The sequence below is a fragment of the Cellulomonas sp. ES6 genome (assembly GCF_030053835.1).
Taxonomy (GTDB): domain Bacteria; phylum Actinomycetota; class Actinomycetes; order Actinomycetales; family Cellulomonadaceae; genus Cellulomonas.
Genome location: NZ_CP125655.1, coordinates 3,175,203 through 3,201,607 on the forward strand (window position 1 = coordinate 3,175,203; position 26,405 = coordinate 3,201,607).

General features: G+C 73.7%; 21 protein-coding genes. 12 read left to right on the forward strand and 9 right to left on the reverse strand.

Features of this window, described 5'->3' with window-relative positions; all coding sequences use genetic code 11:
* Positions 1-148 precede the first annotated feature (148 nt).
* Positions 149-862, forward strand: a complete 714-nt coding sequence (locus tag P9841_RS14835) for a LytR/AlgR family response regulator transcription factor (protein WP_283319409.1) — start codon at positions 149-151, stop codon at positions 860-862.
* A complete protein-coding gene (locus P9841_RS14840; RefSeq protein ID WP_283319410.1) occupies positions 859-2,214 on the forward strand; it encodes an ATP-binding protein in 1,356 nt (451 codons plus the stop codon). Before P9841_RS14835 ends, P9841_RS14840 begins: the two co-directional genes overlap by 4 nt.
* 6 nt (positions 2,215-2,220) lie before the next feature.
* Here P9841_RS14840 and glf read toward each other — a convergent pair whose 3' ends face one another.
* Positions 2,221-3,369 carry a UDP-galactopyranose mutase gene (glf, locus tag P9841_RS14845; protein WP_283319411.1) on the reverse strand — a complete coding sequence of 383 codons (1,149 nt, stop codon included), beginning with the start codon at positions 3,367-3,369 and terminating at the stop codon, positions 2,221-2,223.
* Between the two features lie 368 nt (positions 3,370-3,737).
* Here glf and P9841_RS14850 point away from each other — a divergent pair, with 368 nt between their 5' ends.
* From P9841_RS14850 to P9841_RS14875, 6 genes are all read left to right on the forward strand, one after another.
* Positions 3,738-6,116 carry a glycoside hydrolase family 3 protein gene (locus tag P9841_RS14850; protein ID WP_283319412.1) on the forward strand — a complete coding sequence of 793 codons (2,379 nt, stop codon included), beginning with the start codon at positions 3,738-3,740 and terminating at the stop codon, positions 6,114-6,116.
* A gap of 101 nt (positions 6,117-6,217) precedes the next feature.
* The gene (locus P9841_RS14855; RefSeq protein WP_283319413.1) at positions 6,218-6,637 is read left to right on the forward strand and encodes a hypothetical protein; all 420 of its coding nucleotides are present in this window, start codon (positions 6,218-6,220) and stop codon (positions 6,635-6,637) included.
* A 164-nt stretch (positions 6,638-6,801) separates the two neighbouring features.
* Entirely contained in the window at positions 6,802-9,807 is a 3,006-nt protein-coding gene (locus P9841_RS14860; protein WP_283319414.1) for a glycoside hydrolase family 3 protein, read from the forward strand.
* Positions 9,808-10,155: 348 nt separating this feature from the next.
* A complete protein-coding gene (locus P9841_RS14865) occupies positions 10,156-12,621 on the forward strand; it encodes a glycoside hydrolase family 3 C-terminal domain-containing protein (protein ID WP_283319415.1) in 2,466 nt (821 codons plus the stop codon).
* Positions 12,622-12,658: 37 nt separating this feature from the next.
* Positions 12,659-13,303, forward strand: coding sequence for a hypothetical protein (locus P9841_RS14870; protein ID WP_283319416.1), 645 nt, complete (start codon positions 12,659-12,661; stop codon positions 13,301-13,303).
* Positions 13,300-14,322 carry a glycosyltransferase family 2 protein gene (locus tag P9841_RS14875; RefSeq protein ID WP_283319417.1) on the forward strand — a complete coding sequence of 341 codons (1,023 nt, stop codon included), beginning with the start codon at positions 13,300-13,302 and terminating at the stop codon, positions 14,320-14,322. The genes P9841_RS14870 and P9841_RS14875 overlap by 4 nt, the downstream gene beginning before the upstream one ends.
* On the opposite strand, the gene P9841_RS14880 is transcribed toward P9841_RS14875, so the two are convergent.
* The 5 genes from P9841_RS14880 to P9841_RS14900 all read right to left on the reverse strand — a co-directional run bounded on the left by P9841_RS14880 (position 14,315) and on the right by P9841_RS14900 (position 18,874).
* Entirely contained in the window at positions 14,315-15,037 is a 723-nt protein-coding gene (locus tag P9841_RS14880; protein ID WP_283319418.1) for a phosphoribosyltransferase, read from the reverse strand. The genes P9841_RS14875 and P9841_RS14880 overlap by 8 nt on opposite strands.
* A 191-nt stretch (positions 15,038-15,228) precedes the next feature.
* Positions 15,229-15,510: a hypothetical protein gene (locus P9841_RS14885; protein ID WP_283319419.1), complete on the reverse strand. Its 282-nt coding sequence runs from the start codon at positions 15,508-15,510 to the stop codon at positions 15,229-15,231.
* A complete protein-coding gene (locus P9841_RS14890; RefSeq protein WP_283319420.1) occupies positions 15,491-16,225 on the reverse strand; it encodes a S24/S26 family peptidase in 735 nt (244 codons plus the stop codon). Before P9841_RS14890 ends, P9841_RS14885 begins: the two co-directional genes overlap by 20 nt.
* Positions 16,226-16,250: 25 nt before the next feature.
* Positions 16,251-16,886 carry a hypothetical protein gene (locus tag P9841_RS14895; RefSeq protein WP_283319421.1) on the reverse strand — a complete coding sequence of 212 codons (636 nt, stop codon included), beginning with the start codon at positions 16,884-16,886 and terminating at the stop codon, positions 16,251-16,253.
* Positions 16,887-16,969: 83 nt separating this feature from the next.
* Positions 16,970-18,874, reverse strand: coding sequence for a putative bifunctional diguanylate cyclase/phosphodiesterase (locus tag P9841_RS14900; RefSeq protein WP_283319422.1), 1,905 nt, complete (start codon positions 18,872-18,874; stop codon positions 16,970-16,972).
* A gap of 321 nt (positions 18,875-19,195) precedes the next feature.
* On the opposite strand from P9841_RS14900, the gene P9841_RS14905 reads away from it, so the two are divergent.
* The 4 genes from P9841_RS14905 to P9841_RS14920 all read left to right on the forward strand — a co-directional run bounded on the left by P9841_RS14905 (position 19,196) and on the right by P9841_RS14920 (position 23,240).
* The gene (locus P9841_RS14905; RefSeq protein ID WP_283319423.1) at positions 19,196-19,843 is read left to right on the forward strand and encodes a PilZ domain-containing protein; all 648 of its coding nucleotides are present in this window, start codon (positions 19,196-19,198) and stop codon (positions 19,841-19,843) included.
* 76 nt (positions 19,844-19,919) lie between these two features.
* On the forward strand, positions 19,920-21,581 hold the full coding sequence (locus P9841_RS14910; protein WP_283319424.1) for a DEAD/DEAH box helicase: 1,662 nt from the start codon (positions 19,920-19,922) through the stop codon (positions 21,579-21,581).
* A gap of 222 nt (positions 21,582-21,803) precedes the next feature.
* Positions 21,804-22,220 (forward strand): peptide-methionine (R)-S-oxide reductase MsrB, encoded by a 417-nt coding sequence (msrB, locus tag P9841_RS14915; protein WP_222170314.1) that lies wholly within the window; start codon positions 21,804-21,806, stop codon positions 22,218-22,220.
* Between the two features lie 66 nt (positions 22,221-22,286).
* On the forward strand, positions 22,287-23,240 hold the full coding sequence (locus tag P9841_RS14920; RefSeq protein WP_283319425.1) for an NERD domain-containing protein: 954 nt from the start codon (positions 22,287-22,289) through the stop codon (positions 23,238-23,240).
* A gap of 42 nt (positions 23,241-23,282) precedes the next feature.
* Here P9841_RS14920 and P9841_RS14925 read toward each other — a convergent pair whose 3' ends face one another.
* The 3 genes from P9841_RS14925 to P9841_RS14935 form a co-directional block, all read right to left on the reverse strand.
* Positions 23,283-23,747, reverse strand: a complete 465-nt coding sequence (locus tag P9841_RS14925) for a MarR family winged helix-turn-helix transcriptional regulator (RefSeq protein ID WP_283319426.1) — start codon at positions 23,745-23,747, stop codon at positions 23,283-23,285.
* An 89-nt stretch (positions 23,748-23,836) separates the two neighbouring features.
* A complete protein-coding gene (locus P9841_RS14930; RefSeq protein WP_283319427.1) occupies positions 23,837-25,573 on the reverse strand; it encodes an MFS transporter in 1,737 nt (578 codons plus the stop codon).
* Positions 25,574-25,695: 122 nt separating this feature from the next.
* On the reverse strand, positions 25,696-26,202 hold the full coding sequence (locus P9841_RS14935; RefSeq protein WP_283319428.1) for a MarR family winged helix-turn-helix transcriptional regulator: 507 nt from the start codon (positions 26,200-26,202) through the stop codon (positions 25,696-25,698).
* Between the last annotated feature and the right edge of the window lie 203 nt (positions 26,203-26,405).

Sequence of the window (26,405 nt, forward strand, 5' to 3'; positions counted from 1 at the left end):
TGGATGACATGTCAGGCGCGCCTCGCCTACCATCGGCGCGACTCGCCGGAGCCTCCTGCGCGAGGGGGCGTCACGCAGGTTCGACCGGGCTCCGGCCGGCCGGCGTGCCCCCACCGGTGCACGCCGCAGAACCCCCGGGAACGGCACTGTGATCAGGATCGGCATCGTCGAGGACGACCCCGCGAGCGCGGCGCTGCTCGTCGAGCACCTGCGCCGCTACGAGCGCGAGCACGACGAGGAGTTCCGCATCTCGGCGTTCCCCGACGGCGCGGACATCGTCGCGGCGTACCGGCCGGACTTCGACATCCTGCTACTGGACGTCGAGATGCCGCGGCTCGACGGGCTCAGCGCGGCGTCGCAGATCCGGCTCGTGGACCCGGACGTCGTCATCATCTTCATCACCAACATGACGCAGCACGCCATCAAGGGGTACGAGGTCGACGCGCTGAGCTACGTCCTCAAGCCGGTGCCGTACTTCGCGTTCGCGCAGGAGATCAAGCGCTCCGTGGCCCGGCTGCGGCGCCGCTCCGCCGACTACCTGCTGCTGACCGTCGACGGCGGCCTGGTGCGGGTCGCGACCGACGACATCGTGTTCCTCGAGTCGGCCAAGCACCGCACGACCGTGCACACGGTCGACGGCCGGCACTCGGTGGTCGGGCCGCTCAAGGCGCTCGAGGCGCAGCTCGAGGGCAAGAGCTTCTTCCGCAGCAACAGCGGCTACGTGGTGAACCTGCGGCACGTGCTCGGCGTGCACGGCAGCAGCTGCCTCATGGTCGGGGGCCACGACCTGCTGGTGAGCCGGTCCCGCAAGAAGGCGTTCCTGGCGGCGCTCACCGACTACCTCGGGGCGCGGCACGCATGATCATGGAGACCCTGCCGGACATCCCGCGGGCGCTGACGGGCGTCGCGGAGTGGCTGGCGTGCCTGGTGTACATCCTGCTGCGCCGGCAGCGGCTGCCCCGCCTGCGGTTCGCCGCCCTGGCCGCCGTGGCGCTGGTGGTGCAGGTGGGCGTGCAGGAGCTCGCGGACCAGCTCCCGCTCCAGCTGTGGACGGTCGGCATGGCCGCCGCCGTGGCTGCGATGTACGGGTTCATCCTGGCGGCGACGCGCGTCTCCCTCCGGGACGCCGGCTACTTCGCGGCGCGCGCGCTGGTGCTGGCGGAGCTGGTCGCCGCGCTGCACTGGCAGATGCACTGCTTCTTCTTCCTGCCGGACGGCCGGCCGGGACTGGTGTGGCAGGCGGCGTTCTTCGTGCTGGTCTACGCCGTCGCGTTCGTGGGGGTCTTCGTCGTCGAGGCGCGGCACTTCCGCCCGGCGCAGGCCCTGGACGTCACGCCGGGCGAGCTGGCCTCCGCGGTCGCGATCGCGCTGGTGACGTTCTTCATGAGCAACATCAGCTTCCTCAACGCCAACACGCCGTTCAGCGGGCGCCTGGGGCTCGAGATCTTCTACATCCGGACGCTGGTGGACCTGTGCGGGTTCGTGGCGCTGTACGCGCAGCAGGGGCAGCGCCTGCAGCACCGCGCGCGGGCGGAGGTGCAGGCGATCGACGAGATGCTGCGCCGGCAGCACGAGCAGTACCTGCAGTCCAAGCGCAGCATCGAGATCGTCAACCGCAAGTACCACGACCTCAAGCACCAGATCGGCGTGATCCGCGCGGAGGGCGACCCGGGCCGCCGCGCGTCGTACCTGGACGACCTGGAGGCGAGCGTGTCCGGCTACGCCGCCCAGGCGGACACCGGCAACGGCGTGCTGGACGTCATCCTCACCACCAAGAGCATGGAGTGCGCCGAGCGGGGCATCGACCTGACGTACGTCGTGGACGGGGCGGTGCTCGACTTCATGTCCGCGATGGACGTCGCGGCGGTGTTCGGCAACGCGCTGGACAACGCGATCGACGGCGCGCGGGCGGTGCCGGACCCGGAGCAGCGGCTCATCAAGGTCGCCGTCTACGCCCGGGACCGGTTCGCGCTGCTGACGGTCGAGAACTGGTTCACGGGCGAGCTCCGCACCGAGGACGGCCACATCGTGACCCGGCGCGCCGACCGGACGCGGCACGGCTACGGCCTGAAGTCCATCCGCTACACCGCGGAGAAGTACGGCGGCTCCATGACGGTGAACGTCGAGGACCAGTGGTTCGTGCTGCGGGTGCTGCTGCCGCTGCCGCAGGGCCGCCCGGCGGCGGAGGCTCCGGCGGCCGCGCCCGCCCGCTGACGTCGGTCAGACGCCGGCGGTGACCGCCCCGGAGTCCCACAGCGAGAGCGCCGACGCGATCGCCATGTGCATGTCGAGGTACAGGTACGACCCGAGCCGCCCGCCGAGGTGGACGCCCGGCTCGTCGGCGGCGAGCTCCCGGTACACCCGCAGCCGCTCGCGGTCCTGCGCGGTGGCGACGGGGTAGTACGGCTCGTCGTCCGGTCCGGCGAACCGGGACCGCTCGCGCATGATGACGGTGCGGTCCGCGGCGTGCCGGTCCTCGCGCTCGGGGTGGAAGTGCCGGAACTCGTGGATCCGGGTCCACGGCACGTCCAGGTCGGCGTAGTTCATGACGCTCGTGCCCTGGAAGTCGGGGACGGGCAGCGTCTCGGTCTCCAGGTCGAGCGTCCGCCAGCCCAGCGGCCCGGCGTGGTGGTCGAAGTACCGGTCGACCGGCCCGGTGTACACGACCGGCACCTGCCCGCGCGCGGCGGCGCGGGACAGCGGCTGGGTGTCGTCGAGGAAGTCGGTCCCGAGGTGCACGTCGATGCGCGGGTGGGACGCCATCGCCTCGAACCAGGCCCCGTAGCCGTGGGTCGGCAGGCCCTCGTAGCGGTCCGAGAAGTACCGGTTGTCGTACGTGTAGCGCACGGGGAGCCGGGCGATGACGGACGCGGGCAGCTCGCGGGGGTCGGTCTGCCACTGCTTGGCGGTGTAGTCGCGGACGAACGCCTCGTACAGCGGCCGGCCGATCAGCGAGATCGCCTTGTCCTCGAGGTTCGCGGCGGTCGCGGCGTCGACCTCGGCGGCCTGCCGGGCGACGAGCGCGCGGGCCTCGGACGGCCCCATGGCGGCGGAGAAGAACTGGTTGAGCGTCCCGAGGTTGATCGGCAGCGGGTACACCGTGCCGGCGTGCGTCGAGTACACGCGGTGCCGGTAGTCGGTGAACCCGGTGAACCGCCGCACGTACTGCCACACGCGCTCGTTCGAGGTGTGGAAGATGTGCGAGCCGTAGCGGTGCACCTCGATGCCGGTGCCCGGGTCGACGCTGCTCCAGGCGTTCCCGCCGAGGTGGTCGCGCCGCTCGACGACGGCGACCCGCAGGCCGGCCTCGGCGGCGCGCTCGGCGACCGTGAGCCCGAACAGACCGGCCCCGACGACGAGCAGGTCCATGCGGGCGGCCTTCCGGTGCGGGGGAGCGCCGGCGTCCGCGGGCGCGCGTCGAGTGTAGGGCGGCCCGCGCAGCTCCCGCGCCGGCCTCCCGGCAGGTCACGACGGCCCCGGATGCCGTGACCGGGCCGTGACCTCCTCGTGATCTCGCGGACTGTTCGTGGACGCAAAGCGACCGTCCGTGCACCCGGGCCCCTGCGTCGGCGGGCCGGTTCCTAGCGTGACGCTCGCGGCACCGAGGACCAGGACGTCCAGGGGCCGCGATCGGTTCGCTCACTGCGCTGTGTCGCGCACGTGCCGCCCGGACCGCCCCGATGACGGAGCGGCCCGGCCGGGCGCTGACAGGGCCGACAGACGACAAGGGAAGGTCGATGAAGACAACGAGAACGGCATACGTCAAGGGAGCGGCGGTCGTCGCAGGGGCCGCCCTGTTCGCCCTCACGGCGTGCTCGCCCGGCTCCTCCGACGAGGACAGCTCCGCAGGCAGCTCCTTCACCACCCGCGAGGTCTCCGACGGCACGACGGACTTCGTCGTCGTCACCAACCCGGGCGACGGCCCCGTCCTGTCGTACGGCAAGGACAGCGGCATCGAGCTGCTCACCGAGGAGGTCGACGGCCAGGAGCTCGCGTTCAAGGACATGAACGGCAACGGCGAGCTCGACACGTGGGAGGACTGGCGGGAGTCCGCGCAGGACCGCGCGGCCGACCTCGCCGGGGACCTGTCGATCGAGCAGATCGCCGGCCTCATGCTGTTCAGCTCGCACGAGCGCTCGCCCGCGGACGGGATCACGGACGCGCAGAAGGAGTACATGTCGCAGTCGCGCCTGCGCAACGTGCTCAACGCGGGCCCGAACGACGTCGAGGCGAACGTCACCTGGTCCAACCAGCTCCAGGCGTACGCCGAGGAGCTCGCGACGGAGGACGAGCCGTACGTCCCCGTGAACTTCAGCTCCGACCCGCGCTCCACCGCCGAGAGCGGCGGCAACTACAACGCGTCCGGCGACATCTCGCGCTGGCCGTCGAACCTGGGCCTCGCGGCGACGTTCGACACCGAGACGATGACCGCGTTCGCGCAGACCGTGTCGGAGGAGTACCGCGCCCTGGGCATCGGCACCGCGCTGAGCCCGCAGATCGACCTGGCGACCGAGCCGCGCTGGCTGCGCGTCGACGGCACGTTCGGGGAGAACGTCGAGCTCGCGAGCGAGATGGCGAAGGCCTACGTGGACGGCTTCCAGACCACGCCGGGCACCGAGGGCTGGGGCTCCGAGTCGGTCAACGCGATGATCAAGCACTGGGCCGGTGACGGTCCGGGCGAGGGCGGCCGCGAGTCGCACACCGAGGCCGGCAAGTACGGCGTCTACCCGGGTGACAACTTCGACGCGCACGCCGAGGTGTTCCTCGGTGCGATGGACTCCGCCGCGGTCATGACGGCCTACTCCGTCGCGCTCGACGCGGACGGCCAGCCGCTCGGTGGCGGGGACCGCATGGGCAGCGCCTACGACTCGTACCGCACGGGCCTGCTGCGGGAGAACTTCACCGGCGTGGTCGTCACCGACTGGGGCGTGACGGCGGGCGGGAACACCGACCCCGACGCGCTCATCGGCACCTCCTGGGGCGCCGACGACCTGACCGTCGAGGAGCGCCACTACGCGATCCTGAAGAACGGCGTCGACATGTTCGGCGGCAACAACGCGGTCGAGCCGGTGCTCGCGGCGTACGACATGTGGCAGGCCGACTTCGAGGCCGGCGAGAACGACGTCGACGCCGACACCCGGTTCCAGGAGTCCGGCACCCGCATCCTCACGATGCTGTTCCAGCCCGGCCTGTACGAGAACCCGTACCTCGACCTCGAGCACTCGAAGGAGGTCGTGGCCAGCCAGGACAAGCTCGACGCCGGCTACCAGGCGCAGCTCGACTCGGTGGTCATGCTGAAGAACGACGCCGACACGATCGCGGCCGCCGAGGCGGGCGACTGGTCCGACAAGACGGTCTACATCCCGCGGAACTTCGACACCGGGCAGGCCGGCCTGTTCGGCCCGGGCGAGTACAGCGAGGGTCCCGGTCTGACCGTCGAGATCGCCGAGCAGTACTTCGCGGAGGTCGTCACGGACGAGGCCGTCGAGGACGCGGACGGCAAGGTCACGAGCTACACCGCTCCCGACCTGTCCGACGTGGACCTGGTGCTCGTCGGCATGGACAGCCCCAGCAGCGGCGCCGTGTTCGCGAACTCGGGTCACGACGAGGAGACCGGCGAGTGGTACCCGCTGTCGCTCCAGTACCGCCCCTACACGGCTGACGGCGAGAACGTCCGGAAGGTCTCGATCTCCGGCGACATCCTCCCGGACGGCACGCAGGAGAACCGGTCGTACTTCGGCCACACGTCGCGGACCTCGAACGAGTCGGACCTCGACGCGTTCGAGCGGGCCGTGGCCGCCGTCGAGGCGTCCGGCAAGGACATCCCGGTCATCACCGTCCTGAAGGCGAAGAACCCGACCGTCCCGGCCGAGTTCGAGGCGAAGTCCGACGCGATCCTCGTGGGCTTCGGCGTCAGCGACCAGGCGCTCATCGAGACCGCGATGGGCCTCAACGAGCCGCAGGGCCGCCTGCCGATCGGCTTCCCGGCGTCCATGGACGCGGTCGAGAAGCAGCTCGAGGACGTCCAGGAGGACACGGAGCCGTACGTCGACTCGGCGGGCAACGCCTACGAGTTCGGCTTCGGCCTGAACTACGCGGGTCCGGTCACGGACTGACCCGTCCCGCCTCCCCGGGGCGGTCGGCACACGCCGGCCGCCCCGGGCGGGACCGGCCGCGGGGTGGGCCCGCGGCCAGCACTCACCAAGGAGCGAACGACGTGAAGCGCAACAAGGCCCTGACGACCGGCCTCTCCCTCGTGGTCGCCCTCACGGGCGTCTTCGGCCTGGCCGCGTGCGGCAGCGACGACAGCGGCAGCACCGGCGGGACCTCGTCCGAGCAGCAGGCGGCGTCGGAGTCCGACATCGCGGAGGACCTGGAGAACGCCCGGAAGGCCGTCGCCGACGCCCTGGCCGAGGACGACTCCTGGGCCCAGATCATGCTGGCGAGCGACGTGCAGGCGCCGACCGTGAAGTACGGCCTGCTGGTCGTGCCCTACACCTACTCCGACGCCGCGTCCCGCATCCAGGGGACCATCACCATCGACGGCGGGAAGTACACGATCGACGGCGACTCCGCCGCGACCGGCCAGACCTGGCAGATCGACCAGGACGGCACCATCACCGAGGTCACCGAGTAGCGGACGGTACCGGCCGACCGTCGCGCGCGTGCGCCCGCCCGAGGGGGCCGGCGCACGCGCACGGCGACGGTCCGTGCCGCAGAAACGACCGATCGTCCGGCCCGTCCGGACGACCCGGAACCCGCACCTAACCTGATCGCCGGCCGCACTCGAGGAGGACTGCAGTGAACGCCAGGGCGAAGAACGCCGACCGCGCGAAGAAGCGGATGTCGAACAAGAAGTTCCTGGGGATCTGGGTCCCCGTGCTCGCCCTGCTCACCGTGGTGACGGTCGTGGCGAACGTGGCGCTGGTCGTCGCGGGCGGCTGGGTCGCGTCCCAGCTCGGCTCCGGGACGTACGAGTTCACCAACTCCGCCGAGTCGGCGGACTGGGACACGGAGTACTACAGCTCGGACTACGACGGCATCGACGAGGTCGACGAGGCCGCGAAGGCGCTCGTCGAGGAGATCTCCGGCGCCGGCATCGTCCTGGCGAAGAACGAGCAGGCCGCGCTGCCGCTGGCCGCGGGCGCGAAGGTCACCATGCTGGGCCGCGCCGCCGCGGACCCGGTCTTCGGCGGTGCGGGCTCCGGCTCGGTCGACACCACGACGGCCGTCGACGCGCGCCAGGGGCTCGAGAACGCGGGCTTCGAGGTCAACGACGCCGTCTACTCGGCCATCGAGGCGTTCGCGGCGGAGAACCCGCGCGGTCACATCGAGATGGACAACCCGGCCGCGTCCTCCTACACGATCGGCGAGATGCCGGTGGACGGCTACGAGGCCCAGGCGGCCTCGTTCGCGGACTACTCCGACGCCGCCGTGGTCTACCTGGGCCGTCCGGGCGGTGAGGGCGGTGACCTGACCCGCGACATGACGGACTGGGACGACAACGCCGAGCCGGGCCAGCACCAGCTGGAGCTGAACAAGGACGAGAAGGACCTGATCGCGCTCGCGACGTCGAGCTTCGACACGGTGGTCGTGGTCGTCAACGCGTCCACCACGATGGAGATGGGCTCGCTGCAGCAGGACGCCGGGGTCGACGCGATCCTGCTGGCCGGCTCCCCGGGCGCCACGGGCTTCAACGCCCTGGGCGGCATCCTGTCCGGTGACGTCAACCCGTCCGGTCGGACCGCCGACGTGTGGGCGGCGGACTTCACGGCCGACCCGACGTTCCAGAACTTCGGGGGGTACCTGTACGACAACCTGTCGGTGTCGTACCCGGTGTCCTCGATCGAGACGGCGACGTCGAACGCGACGGTGACCGACGAGGCGCCGTTCGTGAACTACGCCGAGGGCATCTACATCGGCTACCGGTACTACGAGACCGCGGCGGTCGAGGGGTTCATCGACTACGACGAGGCCGTGGTGTACCCGTTCGGGTACGGGCTGTCCTACACGGACTTCGCGTGGGAGGTCACCGACACCCAGGCCGGGGACGTGGACGGCACGATCGCGGTCACGGTCGAGGTCACCAACACCGGTGACGTGGCCGGGCGCGACGTCGTGGAGCTCTACTACTCGGCGCCCTACACCCCGGGCGGCATCGAGAAGCCCGAGGTCGTCCTCGGCGGGTTCGACAAGACCGGCGTCATCGAGCCGGGCGCGAGCGAGTCCGTCACCATCGAGATCGCGGTGGAGGACATGGCGTCGTACGACTACGCCGACGCCGCCGCCTACGTGCTCGAGGCCGGCGACTACGAGCTGACCGTCCGCACCGACTCGCACACGGTCGCCGCGGGCACCGAGCCGTTCACCTACACGGTCGACTCCGACGTCGTGTACTCGGGCGAGAACCACCGCGCGAGCGACGCCGCCGAGGTCACGAACCAGTTCGACGACGTCTCGGCGCAGTTCGTGTCCGAGCCGACCGACGGCAAGATCCTGTCGATGTCCCGCGCGGACTTCGCCGGCACGTTCCCCACGGCCCCGACGGCCGACCAGCTCGTCGCGGACGACGCGGTGGCCGCCGGCTTCGCTGCCTGGGACCACGAGGCGGCCGCCGAGGCGTTCGAGGGTGAGATGCCCACGACCGGCGCGGGCACCGACCTGTCCCTGATCGACCTGCGGGGCCTGGCGTTCGACGACCCGAAGTGGGACGAGCTGCTCGACTCGCTGACGGTCGGCGAGATGACCGACATGCAGCTCAACGGCGCCTACCAGACGCCGGCGATCGGCTCGATCGGCAAGCCGGCGACCACCGAGCTCGACGGCCCGGCCGGGTTCTCCTCGTTCATCAACGCGTCCGTCAACGGCGTGGCGTACCCGTCGGAGTTCCTCATCGCGCAGACGTGGGACGTCGACCTGGGCCACGCCATGGGCCAGATGATCGGCAACGAGGCGCTCGCGAAGAACGTCCAGGGCTGGTACGCCCCGGCGGCGAACCTGCACCGCTCGCCGTTCGCGGGCCGCAACTTCGAGTACTACTCGGAGGACCCGTACCTGTCCGGCTCGATGATGACGGCGGTCTCCAACGGCGCGGCGACGAAGGGCGTGTACACGACGCTCAAGCACTTCGCGCTGAACGACCAGGAGACCAACCGCGTCAACAACGGCATCGCCACCTGGGCCACGGAGCAGACGATCCGCGAGCTCTACCTGAAGCCGTTCGAGATGGCCGTCAAGGGCGTCACGATGGACGTGTCGTACCTGTCCGACGACGAGGGCACGCGCTCGACCACCACGGTCGGCTCGACCGCGGTCATGAGCTCGTTCAACCGGATCGGCGCGACGTGGGCCGGCGGCTCCGAGGCGCTCATGACGAACGTGCTGCGGGGCGAGTGGGGGTTCGAGGGCTTCGCCATCACGGACTTCAACCTGTACCCGTACATGAACCCGAACCAGGCGATCAGCGCCGGCACGGACCTGACCCTGACCTTCCAGCCGTCGAAGTCCTACGCGGACACCTCGTCGGCCAAGGCGGTCACGGACATCCGGACGGCGACGCACCACATCCTGTACACGGTCGCCAACTCCAACGCGATGAACGGGCTCGCTCCGGGGGCGACGGTGTCCTACACGCCGCCGACCTGGGTGTACATCCAGATCATCGCGACGATCGTGATGGGCCTGCTGCTGCTGGCCGGTGCGTTCCTGGTGACGCGGCGCGTGCTGCGGCACCGGGGGGCGGGCGAGCCCGCCGCCGCGGGCGAGCCGGCGGTCGCCGGTGCCGGCCGCGGGGCCGACGGCCGGTAGCAGGCCGACCCGGGCGGGTCCCGGGGTGCGCTGCCCCGCACCCCGGGACGACCCCGACCACGCTCCCCGTCAGGCCGGTGGCGCCCACCACCGCCGGCCTGACGGGGGAGCCCCACCGCGCACGACCCCGCGGCCGTCGCGCCGCCGGGGCGGTGCGTGCTGCCCGACGCGAGCCCCGACGGGGCCGTGACCTCGGGCGATGACCATTCATGCGCGGGTGACGACGGTTCGTGCACCCGCGCCCCGCGCGGCCGCACGACGGCGGCAGCCTTCAATCGGGGGCGCTCCGTCGCACCCCGCGAGCAGTCAGGGACGACGACGTCGCCCTCCAGCAACCAAGGAGACACCGTGCGACTCCACGGCGAGGACGCCGCCACCACCTCCGGGGGCGGGACCCACGTGACGACCGAGAGCCTGACGCTGCTGGAGAAGGCTGCGCTGCTGACGGGCAAGACGGTCTGGGAGAGCCGGGACCTGCCGCGGCACGGGGTGCGGTCGTTGTGGTTGGCGGACGGTCCGCACGGGGTACGCAAGCAGCTGGGTGCGGCTGATCACCTCGGCATCGCGGCGTCGCAGCCGGCGACGTGCTTCCCGACGGCGGCGGCGGTGGCGAACACGTGGGACGTGGAGCTGGCCGAGCGGGTGGGTGCTGCGTTGGGTGCGGAGGCCGCGGCGCAGGGCGTGGACGTGCTGCTGGGCCCGGGCCTGAACATCAAGCGCTCGCCGTTGGGCGGGCGGAACTTCGAGTACTTCTCGGAGGACCCGCTGCTGGCCGGGCGGATGGCGGCGGGGTACGTGCGGGGTATCCAGTCCCGGGGGGTGGCGGCGTGCCCGAAGCACTACGCGGCGAACTCCCAGGAGCTGCGGCGCATGGTGTCGGACTCCGTGGTGGACGAGCGCACGCTGCGGGAGATCTACCTGTCGGCGTTCGGGATCGTGGTGACGCAGGCCCGTCCCCGGTCGGTGATGTCGTCGTACAACCTGGTCAACGGGGTGTATGCGCATGAGGACCCGTTCCTGCTGGGCACGGTCCTGCGCGAGGAGTGGGGCTTCGACGGCGCGGTGATCTCCGACTGGGGCGGCTCGAACGACGTGGTCGCCGCGGTCGCCGCCGGGGGCACCCTGGAGATGCCCGCCGCGGGCCTGGACTCCGCGCGTCAGGTGGTCGACGCCGTGCGCACCGGCCGGATCACGCAGGCCGACGTCGACGCCCGTGCGGCCGAGGTGCTGCGCCTGGTCGCCGACGCGCGCCGCAGCCCGGCGCCGGAGGTGGACCCGCTCGAGCAGCACGCCCTGGCCCGGGAGGTCGCCGCGCGCTCCGCGGTGCTGCTGAAGAACGACGACGCGCTGCTGCCGCTGGCGCCCGGGACCCGCGTGGCCGTGGTCGGCGACTTCGCCCGCACGCCGCGGTACCAGGGCGCCGGGTCCTCGGCCGTCAACCCGACCCGGCTGGACTCGGTGCTCGACGTGATCGGGGACTCGGGGCTGGAGATGACGGCGTTCGCCGCCGGGTTCCGGCGCGACGGCACCCCGGACGCCGCGCTGCGCGCCGAGGCCGTCGAGGCGGCGCGCGGCGCCGACGTGGCCCTGCTGTTCCTCGGCCTGGACGAGATCGCGGAGTCCGAGGGCCTGGACCGCTCGACCCTCGCGCTGCACGCCGCGCAGGTCGAGGTGCTGCGCGCGGTCGCCGAGGTCAACCCCCGCACGGTCGTGGTGCTGGCGGGCGGCGGCGTCGTGGAGGTGCCGTGGCTCGGGTCCGCGCAGGCCCTCGTGCACGGGTTCCTCGCCGGGCAGGCGGGCGCGGGCGGGCTGCTCGACGTCCTCACGGGCGTCGTCAACCCCTCGGGCCACCTGGCGGAGACCGTCCCCGTGGTGCTGGCCGACACCCCGACCGCCGGGACGTTCCCCGCGCAGGGTCGGACGGCGGAGTACCGGGAGGGGCTGTACGTCGGCTACCGGTACTACGCGACGGCCGGCGTGCCGGTGGCGTTCCCGTTCGGGTTCGGCCTGTCGTACACGACGTTCGCGCACTCCGGCCTGTCGGCGACGGCGGACGCCGCGACGGTGACGGTGACCAACACCGGCCCGGTGGCGGGCGCGGACGTGGTGCAGGTGTACGTGTCCCGGGTGTCGCCCGGGGTGCACCGTCCCGCGCGGACGCTCGCGGGGTTCGCGCGCGTCGAGCTGGAGCCGGGGGAGTCCGCGACCGTGACGGTCCCGCTCGGGGAGGCGGCGTTCCGGCACTGGGACGTCGCGTCCGGGGCCTGGCAGGTGGAGTCCGGCACGTGGCGTGTCCTGGCGGGTGCGCACGTGGACGACCTGCCGCTGTCGGCCGAGATCGAGGTCGCCGGCACCGTCCCGGCGCGTTCGGAGGACCTGCCCGAGCGCTACCGCACCGGCGACGTGCAGGACGTGCCGGACGCGGACTTCGCCGCGCTGCTGGGCCGGCCGCTGCCGTCGGCGGCGTGGTCGGGGCCGCTGACGGTGAACGACCCGCTGTCCGCGATGGCCGGCGCCCGTTCGCCGCTCGCCCGTCTCGCGTACCGGGTGCTGGCGTGGCGGCGGGACGTCGCGGACGGCCGCGGGAAGCCCGACCTCAACATCCTGTTCCTGCTCAACATGCCGTTCCGCGCGATCGGGAAGATGACCAACGGCATGGTCGACGCCGCGACGGTGGACGGGATCGTCCGCATCGTCAACGGCCACCTCTTCTCGGGGACGGGCGCCACGGTGCGCGCCTTCCTCCGCAACCGCCGCGCCAACCGGCGCACCGCCCGGCAGCTCGCCGGCGACGCCCCCGGCCGCAGCGCCTGACCGTGCCTGCGTCCCACCCGAACGAGAGAGACCTGCGATGATCACCCGCCTCCGCGACGCCTGGCGTCGGTTCGCCGAGAAGCGCCCCGGCGTCGCCCAGTTCGTCGTGTTCTTCCTGCTGAGCAACGGCATCACGGTGCTGCAGCTCGCGCTGATGCCGTTGATCAAGTGGCTGTTCGGGATGACGTCGCTGGTCGACACCGCGTTCCAGGTCTGGCCCGTCGGGTCCAACCCGGACGGCTCGCAGTACTTCGTGTTCGACTACGCCGCGGGCGCCCTGCCGGCGGGCGGCGGCGGGCTGGCATACTTCCTGGCCGTGCAGATCACCCTGCTGGTGGCGCAGGTGATCAACTTCTTCGCCCAGCGGAACATCACGTTCAAGTCGAACACCTCGGTCGGCAAGGCCGCGGCCTGGTACGCCATCGCGTACGTGGCGATCACGATCCTCGCGGCCGCGGCGCAGGGCCTGTACAAGACGCCGATCTACGACCTGTTCATCGAGACGTGGGGTCTGGGCGGCACGGGGGAGACCCTGGCGGACTTCGTCACGATGATCATCAACGCCGCGATCTCGTTCTGGGTGTTCTTCCCGATCTTCAAGGTCATCTTCAAGCAGGTCCCGGAGGTCGCGGCGCCGGCCGCAGCAGCCGACGCCGACGCCGGGGAGGTGCGGACGTCGTGACGAGCCCGCTGCTGACCGTCGTCGTCCCGGCCTACAACGCCCAGGACTACCTCGCCCGCGCGCTGGACTCCCTGGTCGACTTCGGCCCGGACCTCGAGGTCATCGTCGTCGACGACGGCTCCAGTGACGGCACCGCGGTGCTCGCCCACGAGTACGTCGACCGGTTCCCCGGCCTGGTGCGGCTGCTGCGCAAGCCCAACGGCGGGCACGGGTCGGCGATCAACGCCGGCCTGGACCACGCCCGCGGGGACTACCTCAAGGTCGTGGACGCCGACGACTGGCTCGACCGCGACGCCCTGGCCCAGGTCCTGACGACCCTGCGCGGGTTCCGGACCGGGGGGCAGGACGTGGACCTGCTGGTGGCGAACTTCGTCTACGAGAAGGTCGGCAAGCGCACCAAGACCGCCGTGCGCTACGCCGGGGCCCTGCCGCGCGGGCGGGTCATCGGCTGGGACGCCACCGGCCGGTTCGCCAAACGGCAGTACCTGATGATGCACGCGCTGACCTACCGCACCGCCGTGCTGCGCCAGGTCGGGCTGCGCCTGCCCGAGCACACGTTCTACGTCGACAACCTCTACGCCCTGGTCCCCCTGCACGCCGTGCGGACCCTGTACTACCTCGACGTCGACCTCTACCGGTACTTCATCGGCCGGCCCGACCAGTCCGTGCAGGAGACCGTCATGCTGCGCCGCCTGGACCAGCAGCTACGCGTGAACTGGCTGATGCTCGAGCACGTCTCCCGCACCCCCGTGAGCGACCGGCGCCTGCGCCGCTACCTGCTGCACTACCTCGAGATCACCTGCGCGGTCTCCTCCATCCTGCTCATCCGCGCCGGCACCCGCGAGTCCCTCACCGAGAAGGACCGCCTCTGGGACCGCCTACGAGCCGCCGACCCCTGGCTCTACCGCCGCGTGCGCTGGTCCGCCCTCGGACAGATCTGCAACCTGCCCGGGGCGGCCGGGCGCCGGGTGTCGGTGCTGGCGTACCGCGTCGCGCAGCGCGCCATCGGGTTCAGCTAGGCGGGCCGGACCGCTCGGCCCCGCGTACCTGGGCGGCGTCGAGCACCCGGCAGACCTCCGCATCGGGCGTCGCGGCGAAGTCGCGGTACTCCTGACCGACCGCCGCGAACACCGTCGGCTCGCGCAGGCACACCAGCCCGTCGGCCTCCGCGGCCAGCAGCCGCGCGGTGTCCGGCGGGCACACCGGCAGCGCGACGACCACCCGGGCCGCGCCCTGCCGTCGCAGCGCCGCCACCGCGGCCCGGACGCTGGCGCCCGTCGCGGCCCCGTCGTCCACCACCAGCACCGTGCGGCCGGCGACGGCCTGCGGTGCGCGGTCCCCGCGGTAGGCCGCCTCGCGCCGGCGGAGCTCCGCCGCCTCCGCGGCCCGGACCTCGGCGAACGCGTCCGGGCTCACGCCGGCGGCGCGCAGCACGGCGTCGTTGCGGACCTCCACGACGTCCCCCGCGATCCCGGCCAGCGCCCCCATGGCGAGCTCGGGGTGCCCCGGGAGGCCCAGCTTGCGGACCACCAGGACGTCGAGCGGCGCCCCGAGCGACGCGGCGACGGGGCCGGCCACCGGTACCCCGCCGCGCGGCAGCGCGAGCACGACGGCATCCGTCAGGCGGGGGTCGCCCGCCAGCACCCGCGCGAGCGCGGCACCGGCCCGCGCGCGGTCCGCGAACGGTTCCCCGCGCCTCGTCCGCCCGCCCCGGGCGGTCCCGGCGCCCGCCATGCCGGCGACGCTACTCCGGATGCGACGGCGCGGGACCGGCGCGACCCTGGGACGCGTCGGCCGGCTCCCGGCCGGTCGGGTCGACGCAGGGGCGCGACCCGACGGACCGGGGTCGGCCGGCGGCGTGCGGCCCCGCCCGGCATCGCGGCCGTGCGGCGACGGCGCGGAGGTGCGGCGCCCCCGGGCTCCGGTCAGGGCGCGGTCGTGGCCGGTCCGGAGGCCTCCGGTGCCGTCGTCGTCGGACCCGCCGTCGGGCCCGTCGTCGTCGGGCCGGGAGCCGGGTCGGTCCGCGTCACCGTGATCGAGATCGTCACGGCGTCCGCGGCGCCGAACCGGGCGGACGCGATCCCCACGGCCGGCCCCACGACGGCGACGCCGACCAGCAGCGCGGTGAGGACGGCGCGCGTGCGCCTGCCCAGCACGGGCTCGCGCGGCCCGGCGTGGCCGCGGGTGTCAGCCGAGGAGGAGCGCATCGTCACGGTGTTGCCGGGCGGCTGCCCGCCGGTCGCCCGCGGCGCGGCGGGCGCGCCGGTCGTCGAGCAGGGACAGCAGCTCCAGGGACGCGAGCGCGGCGAGCGGCGGCACGAGCATCGCGGCCCGGCCCTGCGCCGAGCCGGCCCAGGCCAGCACCCAGCCCCAGCGGGGGTGCACGTCGAGGATGATGCCGCGCACCTGCGACAGGGGCGTGGCGTCGGGGTCGGGCTCGGCGTTCGCGTCGCCCTTGGTGAAGATGTACGGCCGGGTCAGCGGCTCGCCCGTCACCGGGTCGTCCTGCTGGACCATCCGGCCGGTCGCCTCGTCCTGCCGCAGCACCGGCAGGTTCCTCAGCGCGATGATCCGGTGGGTCACGAGCTGGTCCGACCCCGCGGGCCAGAACGTGGCCACCTGCCCGATCCGGAGCTGCGACGGGTCGGTGATGCGCCGCATGACGACGGCGTCGCCGGCGTCGAACGAGCCCTGCTCGGGCCCGGACATGGAGCCGGACGTGACGATCAGCAGGCGCTGGCCGTTGGCCTGGAACCACAGGGGCACCGCCAGCGACGTGGCGTAGGCGAGGCCGCAGAGCACGATGACCGTCCACAGCCCGGCGCGCAGGGCGCGTCGTCCCGCCGGAACCGGGGTCGCGCGGCGCGGCCGGTCCGGGTGCGGTGCCCGGCGCTCGACGGCCGGGCGCGGCCTCCTGATCATCGCTCCTCGGGTGGTGGGCCCGCGGTCACAGGTGCGGGTTCTCGGGGTCCTGCTGGGCGTCGAACGTCAGCTCGAGGTCGGTGGTCGCGTCCTGGAAGTCGTCGCCGAGCGACTCGGGCACGGTCACCTGGACGCACAGCGCCTCGGCGGAGCCCGCGATGATCCGGCGCTCCACCGGGACGATCTGCTGCGGCGCGGTGGACAGGGCGTCGACCTGCGCGAGCACCTCACGCCCGTCCACGCCGGCGGCGGTGCACGTCGGCGCGGCGTACAGCGTGAGCCCGAGCTGCCCGGCCAGCGCCTTCCCGTCGGGGTCGGTCGCGGTGTACGTGACGCCGTAGACCAGCGCGAGGGAGCCGTCGTTCTCGACCGTGACGGCGCTGAAGATGTCGTCGCCGGGCGCCAGCAGCCCGGGGGGCAGCGTGAACGCGGCGTCCTCGCCGGCGGCGATGTCGACGGTCCCGGTGGTGATGCCGGTGCGCCCGGCGTCGTCGTTGTCGGTGAAGATCGCCGAGGTCACCAGCGACGTCATGCCCAGACCGGCCATGCCGAGGATCGCCACGGTGGTCACCAGGCGCCGGCGTCGTGCCGGGTCGCGGCGCGGCGGCGGCGGCGTGATCATCTCGCGGAGCAGCTCGTCCATCCGGGTGGTCATCCTCACGGGTGAGTTCGAAACGGTCGTACCGGGTGCTATCGGTCAGATCGTCGCGCACCTTGAGCCCGGATGTCCGGTTCTCGGGTGAGTCATGTGACCGCGTGTCGCGGGTCCACGTCACGCGGCAGGTCCTCGGCGCGCAGCCGGTCGGGCGGCACGGCGGGGGAGTAGAGGTAGCCCTGGGCCTGGTCGACGGTCAGCCGGCGCAGCACCTCGGCGGTCCGGCCGTCCTCGACGCCCTCGGCGACGACCTGCAGGCCGAACGAGTGCGCGAGGTCGACCATGGCCTTGACGACGACCTCGGACCCCTCGCGGCCCGTCGCCGAGAGGTCCGCGACGAACAGCCGGTCGATCTTCAGCCCGTGCACGGGCAGGTCGCGGAGCTGGGAGATCGAGGTGTTGCCGATGCCGAAGTCGTCGATCGCGACCCGGACGCCCGCGTCGGCCAGGCGCTGCAGCACGGGGACGACCCGCGACGGGTCGCTGACCAGGGCCGTCTCGGTGATCTCGACCTCCAGCAGGTCCGGCGTCACGTCGTGCGTGGCCAGCAGGTGCTCGATCACCTCGGCGACGGTGGCGGACGTGACGTCGTGCGCCGAGAGGTTGACCGCGACCGGCACGGGCTCGCCGTGCTCCCGCCACGCCGCGAGCTGCTCGACGCACGCGCGCAGGGCGTACCGCGTGAGGTCGTGGATCAGGCCCGACTGCTCGGCGAGCGGCACGAACAGGTCCGGCGGCAGCATCCCCCGGGTGGGGTGGCGCCAGCGCATGAGCGCCTCGAGGCCGACGGTCCGGCCGGTGCGCAGGTCGATCTTCGGCTGGTAGTGCAGCTCGAGCTCGTCGGCGACCCCGAGCGCGCGGTGCAGGTCCCCGAGCAGCACGAGGCGGGCCGGCGAGGAGTCGTCCTCCTCGGGCGAGTAGACGGACACGCCCAGGCGGTGCGTCTTGGCGGTGTACATCGCGACGTCCGCCATCCGCATCAGCGAGGACGCGTCCTCGGCGTGGTCCGGCAGGCACGCGACGCCGATGGAGGTGTCGACGTGCAGGGCCAGGTCCCCGAGCATGAACGGCGGCACGAACAGCTGCCGCACCCGGCGGGCCGCGGCGTCCGCGTCGGCCACGGACCGGACGTCCGGCAGCAGGATCGCGAACTCGTCGCCGCCGAGCCGGGCCACCACGTCGTCCTCGCGCAGGGCGCCCCGCAGGCGCTCGGCGACCTGCTCGAGCAGCTCGTCACCGCGGTCGTGGCCGAGCGAGTCGTTGATGTCCTTGAACCGGTCGATGTCCAGCAGCGCGAGGCCGACGGTGCCGCCGGTCGCCGAGGACTCGTCGATCGCCCGCGCGAGCCGGTCCGCGAGCATCCGCCGGTTCGGCAGCCCGGTCAGGGAGTCCAGCAGGGCGAGCCGGGCGTTCTCCAGGGCGGACGCCTGCAGCCGGCGCGAGGCGTTGCGCACGGTCCGGAACAGCAGCACCCACAGCAGGGCGAGCCCGCCGGCGACGACGAGCGTGACGGTGCGCACGGCCGACGACACCGCGTCGGCGGTGCCCTGGTAGTCGAGCATGACCTCGGCGGCGCCGATGACGACGCGGCCCTGCTGCACCGGGACGTAGACGTCGAGCAGGGTGGTCTCGGTGCCGCCGACCTGCTCGCCGCGCACGACGGTGACGACCTGGGCGACCGGCTCCCGCTCGCGGGTCGCGGTGTCCAGCCGCTCGCCGTCCGCGAACCCGGTGGAGTCCGCGTGCGAGTCGTACAGCAGGGTGCCGTCGACCGTCCAGAGGCGCAGGCGCCGCAGCTCGCGGAAGCCGGCGACCTGCTCGGTGACCCGCTGGGCGTCGTCGGGCGCGAGCACGCCGACGGTGAACGCCTCCTCGGGGACCCCGGCGGAGGCGTAGGACTCGATGGACCGGGCGAGCGCGATGCCGTCGCGCTGGGCCTGCTTCTGCATGACGTCGCCTGTGACGAGCACGAGGGCGACGCCGAGCGCGAGCATGGCGAGGACGCTGACGACGGCGAAGTACCGGGTCAGCGGCCAGCGGCGGTGTGCGGTTGCCAGCGGACGGCCTCGGGTGCTCGCAGGGACGGCCACGAGGGTGTGCGCGACCGGTCCCGAGACTAGGTGCGACGCGCCGGAATTGGCGAGAAGATCCGTGTTGCGGCGTTTCGCCACAATTGCCCGGTCTGCCGCCGGGCGCGCGACCCGGCGCACCCCGGTCGCGACGCCACGGCGCCGGCACCCGTTCGGGTCACGCCCGCCCGCGCGCGGGCGGGGTAAGGTCCAGCCGCCCCCCTCCTGCGGCCCCGGAGCGTCCCGATGCACGAGCTCGCCCTGTGCTCCGTCGAGCACGACGGCCGCACCGTGCTGTCCGGCTACGTGCGGACCTACGACGACGGCGTCCTCTGGGCGGGCACCGAGGGCATCGTGCGCGGCGTCGCGGAGGGCGAGCACTACACCCTGCGCGTGCTCGACGAGGTGCGCGGCGAGTGCGTGTACGTCGGCGCCGTCGCCCGCATCACCGCCGACACCGTCGCGTTCGCCGGCGTCGAGCTGCTGTCCACGCTCCAGAAGCGCGCGGTGGCCCGGGTGGCCGTCAGCGTGGAGTGCGAGGGCTTCGCGACCCCGGCCGGCACCCCGCACGACGAGGGCGCGACACCCGCCGGGGACGGGGCGCCCGGGAGCGGGGAACGGCCCGTGCAGTTCACCGTGCTCGACGTGTCCGCGCACGGGATGCGTATGATGAGTCAGACCGAGCTGCCCCCCGGCAGCACGGTGAGGTTCGTCTTCCCCGAGCTGTCGGACGCGTTCTGGCTGCAGGCGGTCGTCGTCCGTGCCCAGCCCTCGCGCTCCGGGACGCACTACGGCTGCCGGTTCGTGGAGACCTCCCCGCGGGAGACGGACGCGCTCTTCCGCTACGTCCTGCGCACGCAGGGCGCCCAGCGCCGCCAGCAGACGCTCGCCTGACCGAGCCGCCGGCGCCGGTCGCCGCCCCGCGCGCACGGACCTGCGGCCCGAATCCGACGCCGGAAAGACCTCACCCATGCCTTCCTTCACCGATCTCGGTGTCCCGGCCGCCCTCGCGGCCTCCCTCGCCCAGCGCGGCATCACCGACCCGTTCCCGATCCAGACCGCGACGCTGCCCGACACGCTCGCCGGCCGCGACGTGCTCGGCCGCGGCCGCACCGGCTCCGGCAAGACGATCGCGTTCGCGCTGCCGGTCGTCACCCGGCTCGCCGCGTCGCGCACCCGGCGGGCCCCGGCCCGGCCGCGGGCCCTCGTGCTCGCCCCCACCCGGGAGCTCGCGACCCAGATCCACGCGACGGTCGAACCCCTCGCCGCCGTCAGCGGCCTGACGTCCACGACCGTGTTCGGCGGTGTCGCGCAGAGCCGTCAGGTGACCGCGCTCAACGCCGGCATCGACGTCCTCGTCGCCTGCCCCGGCCGCCTCGAGGACCTCATCCGCCAGGGGCTGTGCTCGCTCGACGCCGTCGAGGTCACCGTCCTCGACGAGGCGGACCACATGGCCGACCTCGGGTTCCTGCCCGTGGTGAAGCGGCTGCTCGACCGCACGCCCCGCGGCGGCCAGCGCCTGCTGTTCTCGGCCACGCTGGACAACGGCGTCGACGCGCTGGTGTCGCGGTACCTGGACCGGCCGACCACGCACTCCGTGGACCCCGCGGTCGCGCCCGTGTCCACCATGACCCACCACGTGCTCTCCGTGGCGGACGCGGACGCCAAGAAGGAGGTCGTGCGCGAGCTCGCGTCCGGCACCGGGCGCCGCGTGCTGTTCACCCGCACCAAGCACCAGGCCAAGAAGCTCGCCAAGCAGCTCACCGCCGACGGGATCCCCGCGGTGGACCTGCAGGGCAACCTCGGCCAGGGCGCCCGCGAGCGGAACCTCGCGGCGTTCACGAGCGGGGAGGTGCGCGTGCTCGTCGCGACCGACATCGCGGCGCGCGGCATCCACGTCGACGACATCGAGCTGGTCGTGCACGTCGACCCGCCGGCCGAGCACAAGGCCTACCTGCACCGCTCCGGGCGCACCGCGCGGGCCGGGTCCGGCGGTGACGTCGTCACCGTGATGCTGCCCGAGCAGGCCGGTGACGTCCGGGACCTCACCCGCAAGGCCCGCATCACGGTGACCCCGCAGCGGGTCGCCCCGGGCTCCGCCGTCGTCGCCGGCCTCGTCGGGGACGTCGCCGAGCGCGTCGCGCCCGCCGCCCCCGCCGCTCCGGCGCAGCGCGCCGCCTCCGGCACCGGTTCCCGCCGCGGGGGCCGGGGCGGTCGCGGCACCGGCCGCACGGGCCAGGGCGACGCGACCCGCGCCGGGACCACGTCCGGCGTGGCCGCCGAGCGCGGCACGCGGGGTCGGGGCGCCGCGGGCGACCGGCCCGCCGGCCGGACGGCCTCCGACACCCGCGCCGCGTCCGGCTCGGCCGGCGCCGGTCGCGGGACCGCCGCGGGTGCCGCCGGCGCCGGGCACGGCCGGACCGCCGCGGCAGGCGGCGGGTCCGGACGGTCGCGCCGCGCGGGCCGGCCGCAGGGCGCCCCCGTCGGCGGCTCGACGGTCCGCTGGTCGTCCGGCGGCGACGCCCCGGCGGGGCAGCCCGCCGGCGGGGCCGCCCGCTCCGGCGAGGGCTCGGGCGGCGGACGGCGGCGCAGCCGCGGCGGACGCAGCCGCGGGCCCCGCGCCGGGGCGTAGCGGACCCCGGGGCCGTCCGCGCGAGCGGCGCCGCCGGGTGGTGACGCCGGCCCGTGGCGGACGGCGTCGAGGGTGGCGTCCCCGCCCGGTGGCGGCGACGCCGCGGACGCGTCAGTCTCGTGCGGAGCATCGGGGAACACGGCACCTCGTGGCCGTGTTCTGCAGCCGCGGGTGCGCAGCGGCCGACCCGGCAGCGCGGCCCGCGGGCGAGAGGAGGTCCAGGTGACGGAGCAGAAGGCCTACGAGGTCCAGAAGGACGAGGCGCAGTGGCGCGTCGAGCTCGACCCGGCGGAGTTCCAGGTGCTGCGGCTGGCCGGCACCGAGCGGCCGTGGACGGGTGCGCTGCTCGACGAGGAGCGCCAGGGCGTCTACCGCTGTCGTGCGTGCGGCAACGAGCTGTTCCGGTCGGACACCAAGTTCGACTCGCACTGCGGGTGGCCGAGCTTCTTCTCGCCGCTCGCGGGTGACCGCGTCGAGCTGATCGAGGACCGCAGCCTCGGCATGGTGCGCACCGAGGTGCGCTGCGCCCGCTGCGGGTCGCACCTGGGGCACGTCTTCGACGACGCGCCGCAGACCCCGACCGGCGACCGCTACTGCATGAACTCGGTCAGCCTGACGTTCGAGCCCACGGTCGGCTGACCGCCGTCCGGGGGAGTGCGTCGACCGACGCTTCAGGGCCTGCGCCCGCGTGCCGATACCGGTGACGTGGAGCAGGCCCTGATCGTCCGACGGTGGCGTCGCTACGGCGCCGACCGGTTGTACGTGACGGCCGACACCGGCGCCCCCCTGGGCAGCGTCGACCTCACCACCGGGCAGGTCGAGTCCGCCCGCTCGGCCGGGTCCGCCCTCGGCGGCGCCGGCCTGGACGGCGCCGGCCTGGAGGACGTGGGGCTCGAGGACGTGGTGCGCGGGGCCGCGCAGGCGTACCTGCGTGCCGACCTGCCGGAGCTCGTGGTGCCCGCCTCCGCGGTGCTGCCGTCGCCGCCCGTGCCCCCGGTGACGCCCCGTCCCCACGGACGTCGGGCCGCGGGTGAGCCGTCCGCCGCGGCGGGCGCGGCGTCCCGCGGGGCGTCCGCGGGCTCCGTGCCGACTGCCGCGTCCGACGCCCCGGCGGGCGGACGGCACCGCGCCGCCGACCTCGTGCGGCCGCACCCCGCCGGTGACGAGCAGACCGCCGGTGAGCCGCTCGCGGAGCGGCTGGATCGGCTCGTCCTCGCCGGGTGGCACGTGCTGCCGGCGGTCCCCGTGGGGCGCCAGGGCTCCGTGGTCCCGTACCTGCTGGTCGGGCCCGCCGGGGCGTTCGCCGTCGCGGAGCGCCCTGCCGGCGCGCCGGGGGGCGAGCAGCTCGTGCTGGACGGCCGGCACCTGTCGGCCGACGGGCACGGGGTCCCCGACCTGCGCGACATCCGCCTGACGGCGGCGCGCGCGGGCTCGCTGCTGCGCGCGGCCGTGGGGTCGCCCGTGGGCGTGCGCGGCGTGCTCGTGGTGCACGGACCGGTGACGGTGCGGAGCCCGGCGGCCGTCGACGCCCTGGTGGTCGGGCGCGACGAGGTGCCCGACGTGCTCGAGGACCTCCCGGTGCGCTGGACCCGGGGGCGCGTGGACGCGGTCGCGGCCGTCGCCCGGCGCCGCAGCACGTGGGCGCTCACCTGGGCGTGACGCCCCGACCGGCCCGTGGCGCCGGCGCGTCGACGGCGGGCCTCAGGGAGCCGGCGGCGTGCGCGGGGTCGCCGAGAGGTCCTCGTTGAGCCGGTGGAGCTGGTCGGCGAGCTGCCCGCGCTCGGTGGCGGTCCAGCCGTCCAGCACCTGGCCGAGGTAGCGGCGGCGCGCGACCCGCGCCGCGTCGACCCGGCGCGCGCCCTCCGGCGTGACGCGGATCAGCTGACCACGGGAGTCCTCGGGGTCCGGCCGGCGCTCGATCAGACCGAGCTGCTCGATCCTGCCGAGCTGGCGCGACATCGTGCCGCGGCCGACGCCGATGTGCTCCGCGAGCTCGCTCGCGCGCACGTCCGGCTCCCGCTCGATGCGGGCCAGCAGCGGGTAGGCGGACGGCTCGAGGTCGGGGTGCACCTCGCGCGCCAGCCGCTCCGCGGACGCCCGCGCGCGCCGCAGCAGCAGCCCGAGCTCGGCCTCGAGGCGCACGACGGGGTCGGTCGGGGTGTCCACCCCGCCATTGTGGCGGACGGGCGGGCGGGACGACGCGAGGCGCCCGGCCGGGTCGGCCGGGCGCCTCGCGGTGCGGTGCGGTGCGGTGGTCAGGCGCGCGGGGCCGTCGCCGTCCCTGCGCCTGCCTCGACGGTGTCGCCCTGCGCGTCCTCCCGCTCGAGCTCCTGCTCGGCCTCCGCCTGGCGGCCGACGGCCTGCTGCGCGCCGGGGGTGCCCGCCTCGGCGACCGCGGCCTCACCGGTCTGGTCCTGGTCGAGCAGCTGCTCGACGCCGGAGCGGCGCCCGAGCGGCACCTCCTTGAGGAACAGCACCGCGACCAGGGCCACCAGGCCCAGCGGCGCGGCGATGAGGAACAGGTCCGCGATGCCCTCGCCGTACGCGGACTCGACGACCGTGCGGACCGGGCCGGGCAGCGTCGACACGTCCGGCACCGCGCCGGTGCCGCCGCCGAGCGCGCTCACGTCGATCCCGAGGGCCGCGAGCCCGTCGGTGATGAGCGTGACGACCCGGCTGCCGAGCACCGCGCCGAGCGCCGAGACGCCGATCGCGCCGCCCAGGCTGCGGAAGAACGCGACGGTCGCGGTGCCGGAGCCGACCTCGGACACGTCGAGCGTGTTCTGCACGGCCAGCACCAGGTTCTGCATCAGCATGCCCAGCCCCGCGCCCATGACGAACATGTACAGCCCGACCAGCACGAAGCTCGTGTCGTAGCGGATCGTGCCCATGAGGGCGAGGCCGACGGTCAGCGTGATCGCGCCGGCGACCATGAAGCCCTTGTAGCGCCCGTACTTGGTGATGAGCCGCCCGGTGATGGTCGAGGACGTGAACAGGCCGAGGATCATCGGGACGGTGAGCAGGCCGGACTCCGTCGGCGTCTTGCCGCGCGCGACCTGCATGTACTGGCTGAGGAACACCGAGGTGCCGAACATCGCCACGCCGACCGCGACGGACGCGATGACGGAGAGCACCAGCGTCCGGTTGCGGAACAGGTGCATCGGGATGATCGGGTCGGCGACCTTCGTCTCGACGACGCAGGCCACGGCCAGGACGGCGAGCGAGCCGAGCACCATGACGGCCGTCTGCCAGGACATCCAGTCGTAGCTGTTCCCGGCGAACGTGACCCACAGCAGCAGCGTGGCGATGCCCACGGAGATCAGCGCGGCGCCCCAGTAGTCGATGCGCACGACCTTGCGGGCGAGCTGCGGCAGGTGCAGCGTGCGCTGCAGCACGACGATCGCGGCGATCGCGAACGGCAGGCCGACGAAGAAGTTCCAGCGCCACGAGATCGCGTCGGTGATGACGCCGCCGAGCAGCGGGCCGCCGACCATGCCGACGCCCATGATGCCGCCCATCAGGCCCATGTAGCGGCCGCGCTCGCGGGGGCTGAGGATGTCCGCCAGCAGCACGGTGGCCAGCGCCGTGAGGCCGCCGGCGCCGATGCCCTGCAGGGCGCGCATCCCGATGAGGGTGCCGACGTTCTGGGAGAACCCGGCGGCCGCGGACGACAGCACCGAGATGGCGAGCGCGAGCTGGATCAGCAGCTTGCGGTTGACGAGGTCGGCGAGCTTGCCCCAGATCGGCGTGGTGATCGTCGTGGTCAGCAGGGTCGCGGTGACGACCCACGTGTACGAGGACTGCGAGCCGTGCAGGCTCGTGACGATCTTCGGCAGGCTGCTCGACACGACGCTCGTGGCCAGGATGGACACGAACATGCCGAGCAGGATGCCGGAGAGCGCCTCCATGACCTGCCGGTGGTTCATCGCGGGTGCGGACCCGGCGCTGCTCACGACGGGGGTCGGGCTCTCGGCCCGGGTGGTGCTGGTCATCGGTGCCTTCGCTTTCGCCAGTGGTGCGGTGCCCGGCGTCGTCGGCGGACGGTGTGCGTGGTGGTGCGGAGCGTCCGGGGGGACGCGGGTTCGGGTGCCCGGCGCGGACGCCGGGGCCGGGATCAGGTGGCCGCGGCGACCGGCTCGACCGCGGGGGCGGTGTCGCCGGTGGTCGAGGGGAGCGGGCCCAGGCCGGCGATCGTGTCCGCGACGCGCTCGATCTGCGCGGTGGCGGACAGCAGGTCGTCGAGCGCCCAGTCGCTGAACACCGCCGCGGCGCGGGCGTCGAGCTCCCGCTTGGTGCGGGCCGTGAACTCCTGTCCGAGCGCCGTGAGCCGGACGGTGCGCACCCGGCGGTCGGTGCCCGGGGTGTCGGGGGTGCTGCGCTCGGCGTAGCCCGCGTCGACGAGCGTCGTGATCTGCCGGCTCGCCACCGAGATGTCGACGTGCAGGTGCTGCGCCACGTCGCCGGTGCCCATCTCGCCGCGCTTGTCGAGCAGCCACAGCAGGCTGAGCGCCGCGCGCGGGCAGTCGAGGTCGCGCGCCAGCTCCGTCGCCGTCTCGCGCTGGACGCGCTGGAGCCGGGCGACGGCGTCGATCAGCGCGCGGTACGCGGGCGTGGCGGGCACGGGGGGCTCCTCAAGATCCTTGGTTGCAGCAGGCAACCTATCACAACGGTTGCGTCGGGCAACTTCTTCCCACCACGACGCGCCCTCACTCACCCCCGCCCCACTCGCCGCCCCGCCCCGCTCCCACTCACCCCCGCCCCCACCTCCCCCTTCCCCGTCGGAGGCTCCGAACGTGCTCGGAGAGGCCGGCGCGCCATCGTGGT

Coding starts and splice junctions, on each gene's coding strand:
- P9841_RS14870 (WP_283319416.1), top strand. CDS start 12,659: ATGATCACCCGCCTCCGCGACGCCTGGCGTCGGTTCGCCGAGAAGCGC.
- P9841_RS14850 (WP_283319412.1), top strand. CDS start 3,738: ATGAAGACAACGAGAACGGCATACGTCAAGGGAGCGGCGGTCGTCGCA.
- P9841_RS14900 (WP_283319422.1), bottom strand. CDS start 18,874: ATGCTCGCGCTCGGCGTCGCCCTCGTGCTCGTCACAGGCGACGTCATG.
- P9841_RS14930 (WP_283319427.1), bottom strand. CDS start 25,573: ATGACCAGCACCACCCGGGCCGAGAGCCCGACCCCCGTCGTGAGCAGC.
- P9841_RS14840 (WP_283319410.1), top strand. CDS start 859: ATGATCATGGAGACCCTGCCGGACATCCCGCGGGCGCTGACGGGCGTC.
- P9841_RS14890 (WP_283319420.1), bottom strand. CDS start 16,225: ATGATCAGGAGGCCGCGCCCGGCCGTCGAGCGCCGGGCACCGCACCCG.
- P9841_RS14880 (WP_283319418.1), bottom strand. CDS start 15,037: ATGGCGGGCGCCGGGACCGCCCGGGGCGGGCGGACGAGGCGCGGGGAA.
- P9841_RS14905 (WP_283319423.1), top strand. CDS start 19,196: ATGCACGAGCTCGCCCTGTGCTCCGTCGAGCACGACGGCCGCACCGTG.
- P9841_RS14885 (WP_283319419.1), bottom strand. CDS start 15,510: ATGCGCTCCTCCTCGGCTGACACCCGCGGCCACGCCGGGCCGCGCGAG.
- glf (WP_283319411.1), bottom strand. CDS start 3,369: ATGGACCTGCTCGTCGTCGGGGCCGGTCTGTTCGGGCTCACGGTCGCC.
- P9841_RS14910 (WP_283319424.1), top strand. CDS start 19,920: ATGCCTTCCTTCACCGATCTCGGTGTCCCGGCCGCCCTCGCGGCCTCC.